The 14,573-nt window shown below is 62.7% G+C and carries 13 protein-coding genes; 7 read left to right on the top strand and 6 right to left on the bottom strand.

The window, feature by feature from the left end; all coding sequences use genetic code 11:
• Positions 1 to 10: 10 nt before the first annotated feature.
• The 5 genes from FGK63_RS03215 (at position 11) to FGK63_RS03195 (ending at position 6,371) form a co-directional block, all read left to right on the top strand.
• Positions 11 to 571: a transposase gene (locus FGK63_RS03215; RefSeq protein ID WP_138840144.1), complete on the top strand. Its 561-nt coding sequence runs from the start codon at positions 11 to 13 to the stop codon at positions 569 to 571.
• Positions 572 to 1,172: 601 nt separating this feature from the next.
• Positions 1,173 to 1,916, top strand: a complete 744-nt coding sequence (locus FGK63_RS03210) for a hypothetical protein (protein WP_138840143.1) — start codon at positions 1,173 to 1,175, stop codon at positions 1,914 to 1,916.
• Positions 1,913 to 4,171 carry a DDE-type integrase/transposase/recombinase gene (locus tag FGK63_RS03205; protein WP_138840142.1) on the top strand — a complete coding sequence of 753 codons (2,259 nt, stop codon included), beginning with the start codon at positions 1,913 to 1,915 and terminating at the stop codon, positions 4,169 to 4,171. The genes FGK63_RS03210 and FGK63_RS03205 overlap by 4 nt, the downstream gene beginning before the upstream one ends.
• Before the next feature lie 24 nt (positions 4,172 to 4,195).
• Entirely contained in the window at positions 4,196 to 5,212 is a 1,017-nt protein-coding gene (locus FGK63_RS03200; protein WP_138840141.1) for an AAA family ATPase, read from the top strand.
• A gap of 307 nt (positions 5,213 to 5,519) precedes the next feature.
• A complete protein-coding gene (locus FGK63_RS03195; RefSeq protein ID WP_425471830.1) occupies positions 5,520 to 6,371 on the top strand; it encodes a 2-dehydro-3-deoxygalactonokinase in 852 nt (283 codons plus the stop codon).
• 13 nt (positions 6,372 to 6,384) lie between these two features.
• Here the strand turns inward: FGK63_RS03195 and gph are convergent, their stop codons facing one another.
• Together gph and FGK63_RS03185 are read right to left on the bottom strand one after the other, a co-directional pair.
• Positions 6,385 to 7,065, bottom strand: a complete 681-nt coding sequence (gene gph / locus FGK63_RS03190; protein WP_138840139.1) for a phosphoglycolate phosphatase — start codon at positions 7,063 to 7,065, stop codon at positions 6,385 to 6,387.
• Between the two features lie 67 nt (positions 7,066 to 7,132).
• The gene (locus FGK63_RS03185) at positions 7,133 to 8,050 is read right to left on the bottom strand and encodes an MBL fold metallo-hydrolase (RefSeq protein ID WP_138840138.1); all 918 of its coding nucleotides are present in this window, start codon (positions 8,048 to 8,050) and stop codon (positions 7,133 to 7,135) included.
• Positions 8,051 to 8,324: 274 nt separating this feature from the next.
• Here FGK63_RS03185 and hemP point away from each other — a divergent pair, with 274 nt between their 5' ends.
• Both hemP and FGK63_RS03175 read left to right on the top strand, forming a co-directional pair.
• Positions 8,325 to 8,492, top strand: coding sequence for a hemin uptake protein HemP (hemP, locus tag FGK63_RS03180; RefSeq protein WP_138840137.1), 168 nt, complete (start codon positions 8,325 to 8,327; stop codon positions 8,490 to 8,492).
• Positions 8,489 to 8,941, top strand: a complete 453-nt coding sequence (locus FGK63_RS03175) for a hypothetical protein (RefSeq protein ID WP_138840136.1) — start codon at positions 8,489 to 8,491, stop codon at positions 8,939 to 8,941. The genes hemP and FGK63_RS03175 overlap by 4 nt, the downstream gene beginning before the upstream one ends.
• Positions 8,942 to 8,988: 47 nt before the next feature.
• Here FGK63_RS03175 and FGK63_RS03170 read toward each other — a convergent pair whose 3' ends face one another.
• The 4 genes from FGK63_RS03170 to FGK63_RS03155 are packed head-to-tail and all read right to left on the bottom strand — an operon-like array spanning position 8,989 to position 14,534.
• A complete protein-coding gene (locus tag FGK63_RS03170; protein ID WP_138840135.1) occupies positions 8,989 to 12,057 on the bottom strand; it encodes an aminotransferase class III-fold pyridoxal phosphate-dependent enzyme in 3,069 nt (1,022 codons plus the stop codon).
• Positions 12,058 to 12,108: 51 nt separating this feature from the next.
• Positions 12,109 to 13,044: an NAD(P)-dependent oxidoreductase gene (locus FGK63_RS03165; RefSeq protein ID WP_281282104.1), complete on the bottom strand. Its 936-nt coding sequence runs from the start codon at positions 13,042 to 13,044 to the stop codon at positions 12,109 to 12,111.
• Positions 13,045 to 13,096: 52 nt separating this feature from the next.
• Positions 13,097 to 13,837 (bottom strand): aspartate/glutamate racemase family protein, encoded by a 741-nt coding sequence (locus FGK63_RS03160; RefSeq protein ID WP_138840133.1) that lies wholly within the window; start codon positions 13,835 to 13,837, stop codon positions 13,097 to 13,099.
• Positions 13,838 to 13,844: 7 nt separating this feature from the next.
• Complete coding sequence (locus tag FGK63_RS03155; protein ID WP_138840132.1) at positions 13,845 to 14,534, bottom strand: GntR family transcriptional regulator; 690 nt, start codon at positions 14,532 to 14,534, stop codon at positions 13,845 to 13,847.
• Positions 14,535 to 14,573: the final 39 nt, after the last annotated feature.

Here is a 14,573-nt window from a genome sequence, read left to right as displayed (position 1 = left end):
CGAACAATCAATGAGTAAACCAATTTCGTCCGACGATCGTGACCGCATCCGCTGGTGCCAGTTCTATTTTGCGTTGCCGGGCGAAGGCGTGGCGACGCGGTTCCCTACGAATGACGCTGCAGTGAGTCGAGTTTTGGAGGTCAGATGGCCGTCGGGCGTGATGTGTCTGCGATGTGGATCGGCGGCCATCTTGCATTTTGAGGCGCGAAAAAAATTTCACTGCCAAAAATGCAGGCTCCAGTTCTCTGCGAAAACCGGAACTATCCTTCATGGAAGCAACCTGCCGATCCGCAAGTGGCTGTTGGCAGCTGAGTACATCATCACCTGTCACGCGCGAGGCCGAGCAGCGGATTTGCTCACATCGCATCAGCTGAAAGATCGCATCGGGTTGTCTTACAAGGTCGCTCATGCGCGCCGCAAGGATCTGGAGAACGATCTCACGGCGACTAAGCCTGGACTGATATCCAACTGCATTTGCGTCGAGCCGGTCCGACTGCCACCAGATTTGGTGCCGTGGTCACACGAGCACCTGATGTGGTGCCGCCAGCAAATGAAGAAGAAGCCAGCATAGACGGCTGCTTCTCAAAAGGGACATTTTCTTCTCAGAAAAATTCGCCAGGCGGTATAAAGGTGAAATTTTTCCTCCTAGTTGAATTTTAGAAGGAGGAACAAGAACCTCAGAACCATGAAGGAGAACTGAACGAGGGCGGGTTTTAAGCCGCTCTTTGAAACCTGAGCGAAAAGAGCTGGCCCCGAGAAATTCGCAGTAAGCAATTGTTATTGCGATATATTTTTTCTGGACTCGATTTGGACTGAGTGTTTACGTTCGTCTCACACAGAAGATCGCCCCTGAATTCCAGAGGTGAAACCGAAAGGATATGAATGGAGACAAGAGAGAAATGAGAAAAGGGGCTGATCGCTGGCACGATCAAACCCCTGCGACTGGAAAACCAGCCTAGTCTGCCTATCGACGGTATCTGAAGGACCTGCTTTAGACAACGGCTTTCCGGCTTCTTACGTGGATGGTTGCGCTTTCCGTGGTGTCTTTCAGGGAAAGCGGGCGCCGCACGCTCTTTCGATATGTGCAGGTTTCCGGACCCCCAAAAAAACCGGCCTACCCCCCTCACAAAAGACAGAAGCGCATTTCCCGTTGAAATGCGAACGGAAAATCTATGTCAAACGATCGCCACGAAGCAGATCACCATGCCTATGCCAACTCGACGTTCGGACCGCCGCCTCTGGCGGATCCTGACGCCCCGTTTCGCGTTGAAAACTCCCATTTGATGAAGATGGAGCTCGGCAAATCCAGCAGTTCGTGCAAGCTGTCGTTTGTGACGCGGCTCAACCGCCGGGCGGTTTTGCAGGAATTTTGGTGCGCGTCTTATGAAGAAGCCGCTGTCTACCAAAACCTCGCTGCGCACAGCGATGTTGTCAACTTCAAGGAACAGCTGACTCGCGTTGATTTTGTCGGTGGTAACGGCAAACCGACCTATACCAAGGTCGATGCCCATCTGCTGCTGAAAGACATGAACGAGGTGTTGTTTTCGGTCAAGTATGACACGAAAGCCCGCCGAAAGTCGTACATCGAAGAGATCGCAAACATCGCAGGTCAGTGCAGCCGTCAGGTTGCCGATCGGTTCAATCTGGGCTCGCGCTACGCGTTTCACCCAGTTTATCGGAAATGTGCCGCGGAAATTCACAAAGCTCGGCGTGGATGGGACCCGGAATCTGACCGCATCGTGTTGGAGGCGGCAAACGATCTCGGCGGTGCCTTCAGCTTTGGCGCGTTGATCGATCGCTCAATGTTGGGTGCCAAGGGTTACCGCGCGGCGGTTCGCCTCATCGGTGATGGCGAGATCACAAAAAACATCTTGGATCCGTTTTGCCCAGAAACCCATTGCCGGAGTGCGGCATGACCCTCTTCAAGAACCTGACTGAGTCTGACCGCGTTACTTTTGAGGGCTCTGATGTCTGGAAGGTAACTCCGAAAGTTGACCCTAAGACGAAAGAGATCACGCACTACGTCCTTGCGGTATACGCGGACTCCGATGCGCAGATCAGGACCTTTTGCCCGGACGAGATCACCTTATTGATCGAAGCTGAACGGCTCGTGATCGACCGCGGATACTATAGTCTGAAGCGTGTCGAAGATCGTCGGATGCAGGGCCGTAAAGAGCTTTATCTTGCCGGAAAAAAGCAACGGGAGTCCATTGGTCGTAAGGTCTTTCTCGCAGAACGCATGGCGCATTATCGTCGTTTAGGCATGACGCTTACACGCGAGGGTGTCGGTATTTTCACTTCAAAGATCGATGCAGATTATCGGCAATTTCAAGCTCGCGTAAAATATGGAACCGAGAAGGCGAATTCATCTCAGGCGCTGCACCCGCTTCCCTGCAGCGATACATTGCTGGGTTATCTTAGAAAATATGAGAATGCCGACTGCGACCCCAATGTGTTCAATACGAAGCGCGTCTCCGCTCAAAAGCCAGTTTTTGCGAATGATGATTTCAATTTCGTCATGAATATCCTGCGCGACTATGCGCGTGGTGGACCTGGTTCCGAGGATAGCCGCCCGGTTGGCAAGTCTTCAAAACGGGAAATTGCGCAGCGCGCCGTCAAAGAAGTGGCTGAAGAAAACGCGCGCCGGGCCAAGCAGGGTCCTCTCAAGCTGATTCCTGTGAAAAGCGTGAGAACGTATGAGCGCTACATCGACGAATATCTCGACCCGTTCACAGTTGTTCTGCAGCGAGAGGGCCTCGCAGCAGCTACTCGGAAATTCGGCATGTCTGAGGCTGGCATGTCCGTCAGCACAGTTGGTGAGAATGTCCAATTCGATGCTTGGTGCTTCCATGTCGTCACCCTTGATGTGACCCGCGCCGAGTATGAAAGGATGACAGAAGAGGAGCGCGCGAAAGTGAAGCGCGTGCGCCGCTGGGTGGTCGTCGCGATCGACGTCGCGTCGAGGATTATCCTGGGATACTCAATTTGCCGGAGCCCAAACCAGAAGGCGGCACTCGAAGCTCTCCGGTCTTGTTTTATGGACAAGACATACTTGTTCCGGAACGCGGGCATTACAGACTCGGACTGGGACCATGTCTGTCCGATTCAGCTCGTCTCGACGGATTCAGGCTCTGAATTCGGCAAGCATCCTTTCGGCGGCGCTGAGTTTTCTGCGGCGGTAAAGCGGCTCCATAGTTCGTTCATGAACACAACCGCCGGGGTGGCAAACCTTCGTGGTCATATCGAAAGGTGGTTTCGGACCTGTGAACTGAAGTTCGCCAGAACCATTCCGGGTTGGACTGCGAGCATGCCATCGAAACTGAACGATCGAAAACCACACGAAGAGGCGTGCGTCACGGATGATGAGCTTGACCTGCTCTTCGTCATCTTTATCGCCGAATACCACAACACGCCGCACCGGGGACTGAATGGGAAAACGCCTGCGACGGCTTGGGAAGAACTGACCCAGGATATCGCTTATGATCCAATGCAGATCCCAGGTCCGCAGGACCTTCGTGAAGCTTGTGGGTTCTCGACCACTGCAAGGGTAACGCATGAAGGCATTCGCTTCGCCGGTACCACCTACCTCAATGAATTTATTCGGAACGATCGCAAAACACGGGTGGCAGATCGGGTCGCCGCTCCAGATGGAACAGTGGAAATCATCGTCGATCCGATGGACATGGGTGCCATCTCCGTAGTGGGTCATGGTGATACGATTTCCGTTCCTGCATTGGACAGCTCATTGCGCGGGAAGACCCTTCGGCAGTGGCAGGAAGAACGCCAGCTGAGGCGTGCCGAGGCGGCTCTGGACGGCCAACATCGCAGTGGGGCGCGTGACGAAGCACAGCGGCGCCGCGCGGAACTCGTCGGAAAGATCATGCGTGGCAATGACATGGGGATGACCGGTTACACTCAAACGGAGTTGGATCGTGCCAGCCTCGAGCTGTCATTTGGAAAAGGCTCTAACGAAGAACCCTTCGTCGGACGGGATGAATATGACGATCCCATTTACGGCGGTTTCGAGACGGATGCCAGTGATGTCGCTGATGAAGCCGAGGTCACGCAGGACGCAGACGTAGAGGACGAACACGGGGTCAACTCGGTGGTTCTCCCGGACGAGCCCGGTAGTCTCGACCGATTCCGGACCAGCAAGAAATTCTCTCGTTAAGCAGATGAAAGAGGAGCTCCTACCATGACGTCGGATGCTATGATCGCGACCTTTGAGAAACAGAAAAAACAGGCTCAGCTAAGCGTTAGCCTAAAGAAACCTTACTTTGAAACTAAGGTTTTCGAGGACTTTAGGGCGCGCGTTTTCAAAGTTCTGTTGGAGCGTGATGAGCTCATCCGCAACGGTATCAGGGAAGTTCAAGGCGCCGCGTTGATTGGCCCGCCCGGCATTGGCAAGACACGAATGGTCGAGCAGATTTCCGCAGACTTTAGGCAATTGGTAGCTAAAACCGGTGGGCTAGAATTCGGCTCGAACTTTTGGAGTGTGACTATTCCGAGCCGGGCAACCGTGAAAGAAATCTGCGAACTGATCTTGCGCCAATTGGGCTATCCCATCTCACCTACATCTAGGCGCAACCCAGATTATCTGATCGGCCTTGTGCGCAGTCGATTGAAAGATCGGGACGTCGCCGCCCTTCACCTCGATGAGGTACAGGACAGCGGTCGGTACACGACCAACAACACCATGAAGCAGATCACGTCGAACTTTCGGAATTTGATGCAGGACGATGATTGGCCAGTTAGCTTGATCGTCACCGGAACCATGGAGGCAAAGGCCATTATCAATGACAACGACACGTTTTTGAGGCGGCTTGAGCCAATCGAAGTTCTGCCCATGGAGTTCAGCGAAGAAGGAGTTGCTCTGAAGACAGCGGGCAAGGAGTTGCTGAAGAAGGCTGGAGTACTCGATGATGGTCTGTTGGATGAGGATGAGTTCATTCGGATTCTGATGCACGCATCCGCACAGCGGTTTGGCATTGCCATCGAAATCTTGATTTCTGCGATCAGCAGCGCCGGGATGTCGAAGCCAAAAACCATTTCCTTCGAACACTTTGCGAAAAGCTATTACGAAAGGATGAACTGCGATGATGCACTTAATCCCTTCCTCAGTCGTGATTGGCGAAGCATTGATACGACGATTGCGATGGACAGGCACATCAAAGAATCAAGGCAGACCCGCAGGAAACCTCGGCAGAGATAACCCGCCAGGATCAAAGATATTCAAGCCGCTCAGAGATGAGCGGCTTTTTTCTTGAGAAAATCGAAGAAAACGAACGGTTTGGGAATGTCGTAAGACGGAATTTAGATGTCGCGGAGACGAAACAGAGAATGTCGCATCGAAAATATTATCGTTTTATTACAATGGGGTGATATTTTTTAGGAACGGACTTTGGATGTCGAACGTCACATCGATTTGGCGGGGCGCGGCACACGCGCACCCAAGGGCTGGATCAACTCCACGCGCTGTCATAGAACCGGCGCCATCCGAAAAAGGCAGGATGGCGATGGTGCAGGATTGGATCGCGGTTGATTGGCGTGAAACCCGGCAGCGGGCCTGGGCGATGCGCGGGACGGATCTGCGGGATCGGCGCGAGCGGGTTGCGGCCAGCGGGGATGTGGCCGGGGACCTGGGCGCGCTGATCGGGGACTGGCTGGCGCAGGACGCGACGCTGGTTCTGGCCTGCGGCGCGCTTGGTCCGGTTGGCGGCGCGGTGCCCTGCAAGCCGCTGCCGGACGGGCTGTGGTCGGTGGATGCCGGGGACCCGAGGATCGATCTGCGCGTGGTGCCGGGGCTGCGGCAGGCCGCGCCGGTGGACCTGATGCGGGGCGACGAGACGCGGATTGCCGGGTTCCTCGCGCTCAACAAGGACTGGGACGGGGTGCTTTGCCTGGTGGGCGAGGAAACCCGCTGGGTGCATGTCAGCGCGGGCGAGGTCGTCAGTTTCCAAAGCTTCCTGACCGGCGCCATGTTCGACGCCCTGGCCCGGGGCAGGCTGTCGGGCGATGGCCTTCTTGGCGCCGAAACCGACCTTGCCGCCTTTTCCGAGGCGCTGTCGGACGCCATGGCCAAGCCCGAGCGGGTCATGGCCCGGATACATGGCGTCCATGCGGCGCGGGTGCTGGAGGGTCTGGAGCCGCCGGTTGCGCGGGCGCGGCTTTTTGGCGCGTTGCTCGGGGCGGAGCTGGCGGCCGCGCGGCCGTTCTGGCTGGGTCAGCAGCTGGCGGTCGTGGGGGATGGCGAGGTTGCGCGCCTCTATGTGGAGGCGCTGTCGGCGCAGGGCGCGCCCGCGGCTCTTGCGGACGAGGCCCGCGTCACGCTGGAAGGGCTGAAATCGGCCTGGCGACTGCTGGCCGGTTGAGCCGGGCCAACGTTCAGAAGCCGTCCGCGGGGCGGTCGGCAAGCGCCAGCACGCGGTCCACCAGTTCCGGAAGCGCCGCGCCGTGGCCGTAGCTGGCGGCATGGTGCAGATCCTGCACGGGCGATTTGCGGTAGCCTTCGGTGAACAGCAGAAACGGAACCCCGGCCCTCCGGGCGGTTTCGGCATCAACCTCGCTGTCCCCGACATAGAGCCGTGGCCCCGCCGGAAGGGCCGCGTAGGCGGCGTGCAGCGGGTCGGGGTGGGGCTTGCGGGTCGCCAGGGTGTCGCCGCCGATCACCGCGTCGAAGAACCCGGCAAGCCCAAGCGCCTGCAGGACATGGCGCGCGGGGGCTTCGGGCTTGTTCGTGCAGATGCCCAGGGCGTGGCCCCGGCTGCGCAGTTCCTCCAGCGCGGGGACGACACCGGGATAGACCACGGTCCTGTCGCTGGCGGCCCGGCTGTAGTGATCGAGCGTCGCCTGCGTCAGGTCGGCGTGCCGGTCGCGCTCCAGGCCGCAATGGGCGATCACGCGCTCGACCAGTTTGGGAATGCCGTTGCCGATAAACCCGATCACGACGGCGAGCGGCAAGGCCGGCCGCCCCTCGCCGTCGAGCATCCGGTTCACGGCGGCGGCAATGTCCGGGGCGCTGTCCACCAGCGTTCCGTCGAGATCAAACACAATCGCTGCGCGCATGGCGGCCTCCGCATTCGGTCGCGCCATCCATGTCAGCTTGGCGGTCGATCGTCCAGCCCGGCGGCGCCTAGCCCTGCGATGGAACAAAGCGGTAGGCGGCGCCCTTGCGCTCCACATGCCCCATGCCGCCTGCAGGCAGGTGGAATCCGATCATACGCATCCGTTCGGCCGCCAGCCGGTCCAGAAGGCGGGAGCGTGTGGCGGCGGCGGTGGGTTGGTCCTGATCCGAACCCGAGGGCCAGTCGGGCCGCTCGAAGGCGACGTGGTGATTGCCGATGGCGTCGCCGACCACGAGGACGGAGTCGCCACCCGACCGAAGCTCGAAGGACATGTGGCCGGGGGTATGGCCGAAGGTGGCGAGGGCGGCGACGCCGGGCAGGATTTCCTGGCCATCCTCGAAGAAGCTGACCGCATCCTCCAGCGCCTCGAGCCTGCGCTTGGCGCCGACCGCCATCGCGGTCCGCTCGGCGCCGATCTCCTCCACGGTGTTCGGATTCCACCAATAGTCCCACTCGGCCTTGCCGATCATGTGTTCGGCATTGGCAAAAAGCGGCTCGTCGAAATCGTCGAGCACGCCCCACAGGTGGTCCGGGTGGCCGTGGGTGAACACCACATGGGTCACGTCCCCGGGTGCAAGGCCCACGGCGTCCAGCGCGTCGGGCAGTTTGCCGGCGCTGTCCTGGAAGGACAGCCCGGAGCCGGCGTCGAACAGCACCAGCCGGTCGCCGCTTTGCATCAGGGTCACGTTGCAGGGCGGGGTCAGGGGGGCGTCGCCCAGACCGTGTTCGGCCAGAATCGGGGCCAGTTCCCGTTTCGGCATCGGCGCGAAGATGAACTCGGGCGGCAGCGTCAGGTGCCCGTCGCTGAGGCTAAAGATCCGGGTGTCTCCGAGCGTCAGTTCGGTGGCGGCCCAGACAGGGCGCGCGGCCAGCGCTGCAAACGCGGCCCCGGCGCCCTTCAGGACGGTGCGGCGGGTCAGGGTCATCGGCAAGTCCTCCTCGCCCGAGTCATGACATTCAATAATGCGAATAACAATGGTTCCCGCGGGTCTTTTCGCGCGAAATCGCCGCTTGACATACCTTAGTGTTTTAATCAGATTACGGCGCAGCGATGTCAGCCAACCCGTTTTCGCCGGGTCAGCCAGACGCAAACCAAGGGTGCGAGACGTGAACAGGCAGGGCTCGATCAGTCCGGGCGATGGCGCCGGAACCGGGGCCGGACCGAAACCCGCTCGCGCCGCAAGCTCTGGAGATGACCCGATGAATGCCCAGAACCCGACACCGACCCAAGGCTACCCCGTTTCGATGCTGCCCGCGCACAAGGCCGAGGACCTGACCAAGGGCGGAAACCTTGCCCATATCGAGCTGGGAGACCAGCTGTATACGCTGCGCATCACCCGCGCCGGCAAGCTGATCCTGACGAAATGAGCGCCGCAACGAATCGCGGTGGGGCGGCCATTGGCAGGATATCGGACCTGAACCCGGTCGAAGCCGGAGCGGTCCTGTATCTGCGCCTGTGGAGCGACGGGGCCCCGGGCCGCGCCGAGATGGCGCGCGATTTCGCCATTGCGCTGGGCGCGGACGGCGGCAGATCGGCACTGGCGATTCTGGATCAGATCTTCGGGCTGTGCGCCCTGCACGGGCGGCGTCCGCTGATCCGGCACGGATCGGGTTGCGTCTGTCTGGGCGCCGATGAAAACTGCTTTGCCCAGATGATTGCGGCGGCGGCCGAAGGCGAGCATGACGATGCGCTTATGATGGCCCTGCTGATCGTGCGCCCGGATCTGGCTCCGGCGCTGGTGGCCCTGTCCGAACAGTTCGGCCTGATGCTGCGGCGGATGGCGGGCCGGTGCGCGGCGCCCGCGGTCGTTCATTGACCGGCCATTGAGATCGCGTCCCGGCTCGGCCGAGCCGGGACCCGGTATCAGCAGCAGCCGCAGCCGTGATGATGGTGGTGGCCGTGGTCGCACACGGGCGCGGGGGCCTTGTCGCCCACCTCGGCCAGCACGTCGCGCAGGGCCCACAGGATCATGTCCACGTCCTCGGCCTCGATGGTCAGGGGCGGGCGGATCTTGAGGATGTTGTCCCTGGGCCCTTCGCTGCCGATCAGGATGCGGTGGTCGCGCATCCGGTTCTTGACGTATCCGCAGATCTCGGTGCCTTCGCTGCCGTCGGAATTGACCAGTTCCACCCCCAGGAACAGCCCCATGCCGCGCACGTCGCCGACGCAAGCGAAATCGGATTCGATCCGGCGCAGGCCCTCGATCAGGCGATTGCCCATCAGGCGGGCGTTGTCCTGCAGGCCCTCGTCGTCGACGATGTCCAGAACCTCGTCGCCGATCCGGCAGGACAGGGTCGAGCCGCCGAAGGTGGAAAAGAACTCAGGCCCCCTGGCGAAGCTGTCGGCGATTTCCCGGGTCGTGACCAGCACGCCCAGCGGATGGCCGTTGCCGATCGGCTTGCCCAGAACGACGATGTCGGGCAGCGCGCCCTGATGCTCGAACCCGAAGTAATACTCGCCCAGCCGTCCCAGCCCGGTCTGCACCTCGTCGGCGATGCAGATGCCGCCCGCCGCGCGGATCTTTTCGTAGACCGCCGGCAGATAGCCCTTGGGCGGAATGATCTGGCCGCCGACCGAGGGGAAGGTTTCGGCGATGAAACCCGCGACGCCGTGGCCTTTCTCTTCCAGCGCGGCGATGGCGGGGTCCACGAGATCCGCGAATTTCCGCGCCCGCTCGGGGTCGTCGCGCCGGAACGAACCGCGATAGTCGTCGGCCACCTCGACCAGCTCTACCCAGTCGGGCTGTCCGGGCCCGCCCGGCTTGTTGAACTTGTAGGCCGAAATGTCGATCGCGCCGGTGGTGTTGCCGTGATAGCCGTGATCCGGCGTCACCATCCCCCTGACCCCGGTATGGGCGCGCGCCAGGCGCAGGGCCAGTTCGTTGGCCTCGGTGCCGGAGTTGACGAAAAAGCAGACCTGCAGGTGATCCGGCAGCTTGGACAGCAGCTTTTCGGCAAAGGCGGTCTGCGCCGGGTGCAGATAGCGGGTGTTCGAATTCATCCGCCCCAGCTGATCCGCCGCCACGGCCCTGATGCGCGGATGCGCGTGGCCGACGTGCGGCACGTTGTTGTAGGCGTCCAGATAGGGCCGGCCCCATTCGTCGAACAGGTGATGCCGCCAGCCGCGCACCAGCATGACCGGATCGTCATAGGTGAGGCTGAGATTGCCGCCGAAATGGTCGCGCCGCCCCTGCAGCACCGCGCCCTTGTCGGTCGGGCGGTAGAACACCTTGTCGTCGGGCAGGTTCAGCAGCGCCGCCGGGTTCGGGCAAACGCCATGCCACAGGTCAAGCTCGTCCGGGTCGCCGACGCCGGGCCAGTCGTTTTCCATGCCGTCGGTGGTCAGGGCCAGCTGGAAATGCACATGCGGCGCCCAGCCGCCGTTCTGGGCGGGGTCGCCCAGCCGAGCGAAGGCCGCGCCCTGCGCCACAGGATCGCCGGGTTTCAGCCGGTCGCAGACCTCGGGTTCGAGATGGCCATAGAGCGTGTAGAACGGATCGCCCTCGGGGGTTTCGTGGTGCAGGATCACGACGCCGCCGTAATCCAGGTGGTTGTCGCGGTTCTCGACCGCCTCGACCCGGCCGCTGAGCGGCGCGTAGAGCGTGGTCCCGGCGGGGGCGAAGACATCGACCGCCAGATGCACCGTGCGCCGGTCCGAGGCTTTCCACGGCCCCTTGCGGAAGGCCGGTGCCGCGTAGATCAGGCGCGGTTCGTTGTAGTAACCAAGCCAGATGCCGTCTCCGAATTCCTCGCCCACGCGGGCGGCCTCGTCGGGCGGCAGGTGGAACGGGTCACGCGGCCAGGTCGAATTCTCGACCGAAAGCGAGCCCAGCGGCGCGTCGCCCAGGTCTTCGCCCAGAAGCTGCGCGAACTCGCCGCGGTGGTCGTTCAGATAGGCGTGGATGCGCTGGGCCCCGTCCGTCACCGGCAGATGGCAGGCGGCGCGCAGGCGGGCCGGCATCAGCCCGCCATTGACCGCGCCGTTTTCAAGGAACCGCCAGGCCGGGGCCTGGCTGACCGTCACGTAGGGATCGCCGGGATTCTCGATGGCCATGAGGGTGGAGTTCACCACCGACACTGCCAGCCGCATGCGCAGCAGCGGCCAGATCAGGTCTATTTCTTCGCCAGTCAGGCGGTTGGCGGCGTGGTAGCCGCGGACCAGCGCGGCAAGCGCCCGCTCGGGTTTGGGATGATCGAGAACCACGTAGGCCCCGGCAATGGCAAGGTCGCAGACCCGCGGGGCGGCGCACATGTCGCCCAGATCGATCAGGCCCGAGATCGTCCGGCGTTCTCCCAGGTCGCCTTCGACCAGAATGTTGTAGTCGTTGGCGTCGTTGTGGATGGCCTGCCGGGGCAGCCCGGCCAGGTCGTCGGAAATGGCGGCATAGCCGGCGGCGATCTGGTGCAGCAGCGCGCGGCGCGCCGGGTCGGTGACTGCGTCCAGTTCGTTCGCGATCCAGCCGGCCTGCGTCAGGTCCCACTTGAAGTCCCTGCGATGCAGGCCGTCATGGCTGAACCGTTGCAGCGCCCGGCCGGTCGCCCCCAGCACCCGCCCCAGCTTGAGGATCAGGTCCTCGGATTTCGGCGTGGATTTCGCGTAGCAGCGACCCGGCAGCCGTTCCTGCAGCCAGACCAGCCGCGGCGCGCCGGTTTCGTCGGCAATCTCGGGCAGCGCGGTTCCGTCCAGCGCCGGGATCACCGCCGGAAAGGGCAGGCCCGGGGCCTGCGCCGCGATATGCTCCAGCGCCTTGATCTGCAGGTCCACCAGTCCCGCGTCGCAGCCCGGGCGCATGACCTTGAGCACGTAGTCCTGACCGTTCGCGGCCTCGGCCAGGAAGTTCAGATCGTACTCGCCATCCAGACGGCTGAGGCTGGCGGCGATGCCCCAGTGCTGCCGCAGGGCGCGGGCCCAGAATTCCACGTCGTTGCTCATGCGTTCAGATGTCCTTCGATTGGCCCGCGGCCACGCCAGGGGGCGATGCGTTCAACCCAGCGCCCGCAGACGCTTGATCAGGGACGAGGTGTCCCAGCGTCCGCCGCCCAGTTTCTGCACGTCCTTGTAGAACTGATCGACAAGGGCGGTCACCGGCAGCGACGCGCCGGTCTCGTTGGCGGTCTGCAGGCAGATGCCCAGATCCTTGCGCATCCAGTCCACCGCGAAGCCGTGGTCGAAATGATCGTCCAGCATGGTCTCGTAGCGGTTCGACATCTGCCAGCTTCCGGCGGCGCCCTGGCTGATCACCTCGACCACCGCGCGGCCGTCCAGCCCGGCCTTTTCGGCGAAATGCAGCGCCTCGGAAAGGCCCTGCACCAGGCCGGCGATGGCGATCTGGTTGCACATCTTGGTCATCTGGCCCGCGCCGCTGACGCCGATGCGGCGGCAGATCCGGGCATAGACCTGCATCACCGGTTCGGCGGCGTCATAGGCGGGCTGGTCGCCGCCGCACATGATCGACAGCACGCCGTTCTCGGCCCCGGCCTGTCCGCCCGAGATCGGCGCATCGACAAAGGCGATGCCCTGCGCCTTGCCGGCCTCGTAAAGCTCGCGCGTCACCTGGGCCGAGACGGTGGTGTGATCGACGTAGACCGCGCCCCGGGCCATGCCGTGAAACGCGCCGCCCTCGCCGGTGCAGACCTGGCGCAGGTCGTCGTCGTTGCCGACGCAGGACATGACGAACTCGGCCCCGCGGGCGGCCTCTTGCGGCGTTGCCGCCATCGCGCCGCGGTGCTGCGCCACCCAGGCTTCGGCCTTGGCGGCGGTGCGGTTGTAGACCGTGACATCGTGCCCGGCGGCCTGAAGGTGCCCGGCCATGGGGTAACCCATGACGCCGAGGCCAAGGAATGCGACTTTTGCCATCTGGTGATCCTTTCGGCTGACCGGCCTCTCCCCCGGCCGGAGTGGTCGGCCAAGACAAAGCAAAGCTTGCGCCCGAGGGCAACCCCGCAAGCGCGTCCGGGTGACGGGGGCCGGGTCAGGCGCGCGGGTCGTCCAACTCCGGCGCGAATTTTCGCGGCATCAGGCCGGCCTGAAACCATTGGACCATCGTGTAGATCGAATAGACCGGCAGCCCGGTGCGCCTGCGGATGTCGGCGGCGTAGGGCACCATGTTGGTGCATTCCAGCACGATGGCGCCCGCATCCGGTTCGCCGGCGACGATCGCGTCGGCGGCGTCCAGCAGGTCTTGCCGGCAGGCGGCAAAGTCGATCCGCGGCGCGTCGCCCAGAATGTCGCGGGTGAAGGCGCGGCCGTCATCGGTGCCGTAGACCGGCGTGTCCGTCGGCACCCCTGCGGCGGCCAGGTGCGCGTCGGTGAGGGTGGCCTTTGAGATGGTAAGGATCACGGTCCTTTTGCCGGGCGGCAGCATGGCCTGCACCATCGGCACCTGCATCAGCGAGGATGTGGCAACCGGAACCCCCAGGGCGTCGCGCAATTCATCCTGGACCAGCGCCAGGAAGCCGCAATTGGTGGTGATCCCGTCCGCGCCGGTGGCCACCAGATCGCGCCCCGCGTCGATGAAGGCGTCCAGCAGCGCCCTTGGGTCGCCGCGCACCACCCTGTCGGGCGAGGCGCCGCGCACGACGCGGTAGTGGACCGGGAACGGCCAGGTCATCGCGTTGCCCATGTCGCCAAGGATGCGCGGGAAGCGGGTTTCCAGCATCAGGATGCCGACGGCGGCGCCAAAGACGGTTTTTCCACCGGAATGAACGGACATGGGAACCTCAGAGATCGGGGACGTAAAGCTGGGCATAGGCGTCGCGCACCGCCTGCGTCGCGCCTTCGCGGCGGCGTTCGATATGGGCGCGCATCCGCGCGGCGGCCTCGTCGGCGTCGCGGCGCGCCACCGCGTCGAGAATGCCGCGATGGGCCGAGACCATGGTGCGTTCGTCCGAGGCGGTTTCGCGCAGGCGGCGCAGGTCGATCAGGCGCAGGTAGCGGATGCGGTCGTTGAGATTGGCGAGGATCCGGCACAGCTCGGCATTGCCGGAAAGCCGGCAGAGCTGTCCGTGGAACCGCTCGTCCATCGCCAGCAGCGATTCGGCGTCGGCGTCGGGGGTGTAATCCGGCGCGATCTCGTCGAGTTCCCGGGTCAGCGCGGCGATGGCCTGATCCGATCCGCGCGCGCAGGCCAGGCGCACCGCCTCGACCTCGACCGCGACGCGGGCCTCGTAGAGGTCCATGACCAGTTCGGGCGACAGCGACCGGCAGAAAAAGCCGCGCCCCGACTGGAAGGTCAGAAAACCCTCGGCCACCAGACGGTTGAGCGCCTCGCGGATCGGGGTGCGCGAGGCGTCGAGTTGCTGCGCCAGCGCGCTTTCGTTGATCCGGGCGTCGGGCTTGAAGGCGAAATCGGCCGCCATGCGCCTGAGCGCCTCGTAGATCCGGTCGACGTTGCTTTCGGACTTGGCCATGCGGGTTCCTTTCGGCGCCGAGATTATGGCGGGATTGAC

The organism is Ruegeria sediminis, assembly GCF_005938215.1.
GTDB classification, from domain to species: Bacteria; Pseudomonadota; Alphaproteobacteria; order Rhodobacterales; family Rhodobacteraceae; genus Ruegeria; species Ruegeria sediminis.
This window is presented reverse-complemented; position numbering and strand designations above follow the sequence as displayed.

Bases quoted from the DNA above. Each gene is read 5' to 3' on its own strand.
- hemP (WP_138840137.1), top strand. From the start codon at position 8,325: ATGAATGCCCAGAACCCGACACCGACCCAAGGCTACCCCGTTTCGATG.
- FGK63_RS03215 (WP_138840144.1), top strand. From the start codon at position 11: ATGAGTAAACCAATTTCGTCCGACGATCGTGACCGCATCCGCTGGTGC.
- FGK63_RS03160 (WP_138840133.1), bottom strand. From the start codon at position 13,837: ATGTCCGTTCATTCCGGTGGAAAAACCGTCTTTGGCGCCGCCGTCGGC.
- FGK63_RS03205 (WP_138840142.1), top strand. From the start codon at position 1,913: ATGACCCTCTTCAAGAACCTGACTGAGTCTGACCGCGTTACTTTTGAG.
- FGK63_RS03170 (WP_138840135.1), bottom strand. From the start codon at position 12,057: ATGAGCAACGACGTGGAATTCTGGGCCCGCGCCCTGCGGCAGCACTGG.
- FGK63_RS03200 (WP_138840141.1), top strand. From the start codon at position 4,196: ATGACGTCGGATGCTATGATCGCGACCTTTGAGAAACAGAAAAAACAG.
- gph (WP_138840139.1), bottom strand. From the start codon at position 7,065: ATGCGCGCAGCGATTGTGTTTGATCTCGACGGAACGCTGGTGGACAGC.
- FGK63_RS03175 (WP_138840136.1), top strand. From the start codon at position 8,489: ATGAGCGCCGCAACGAATCGCGGTGGGGCGGCCATTGGCAGGATATCG.
- FGK63_RS03155 (WP_138840132.1), bottom strand. From the start codon at position 14,534: ATGGCCAAGTCCGAAAGCAACGTCGACCGGATCTACGAGGCGCTCAGG.
- FGK63_RS03185 (WP_138840138.1), bottom strand. From the start codon at position 8,050: ATGACCCTGACCCGCCGCACCGTCCTGAAGGGCGCCGGGGCCGCGTTT.
- FGK63_RS03210 (WP_138840143.1), top strand. From the start codon at position 1,173: ATGTCAAACGATCGCCACGAAGCAGATCACCATGCCTATGCCAACTCG.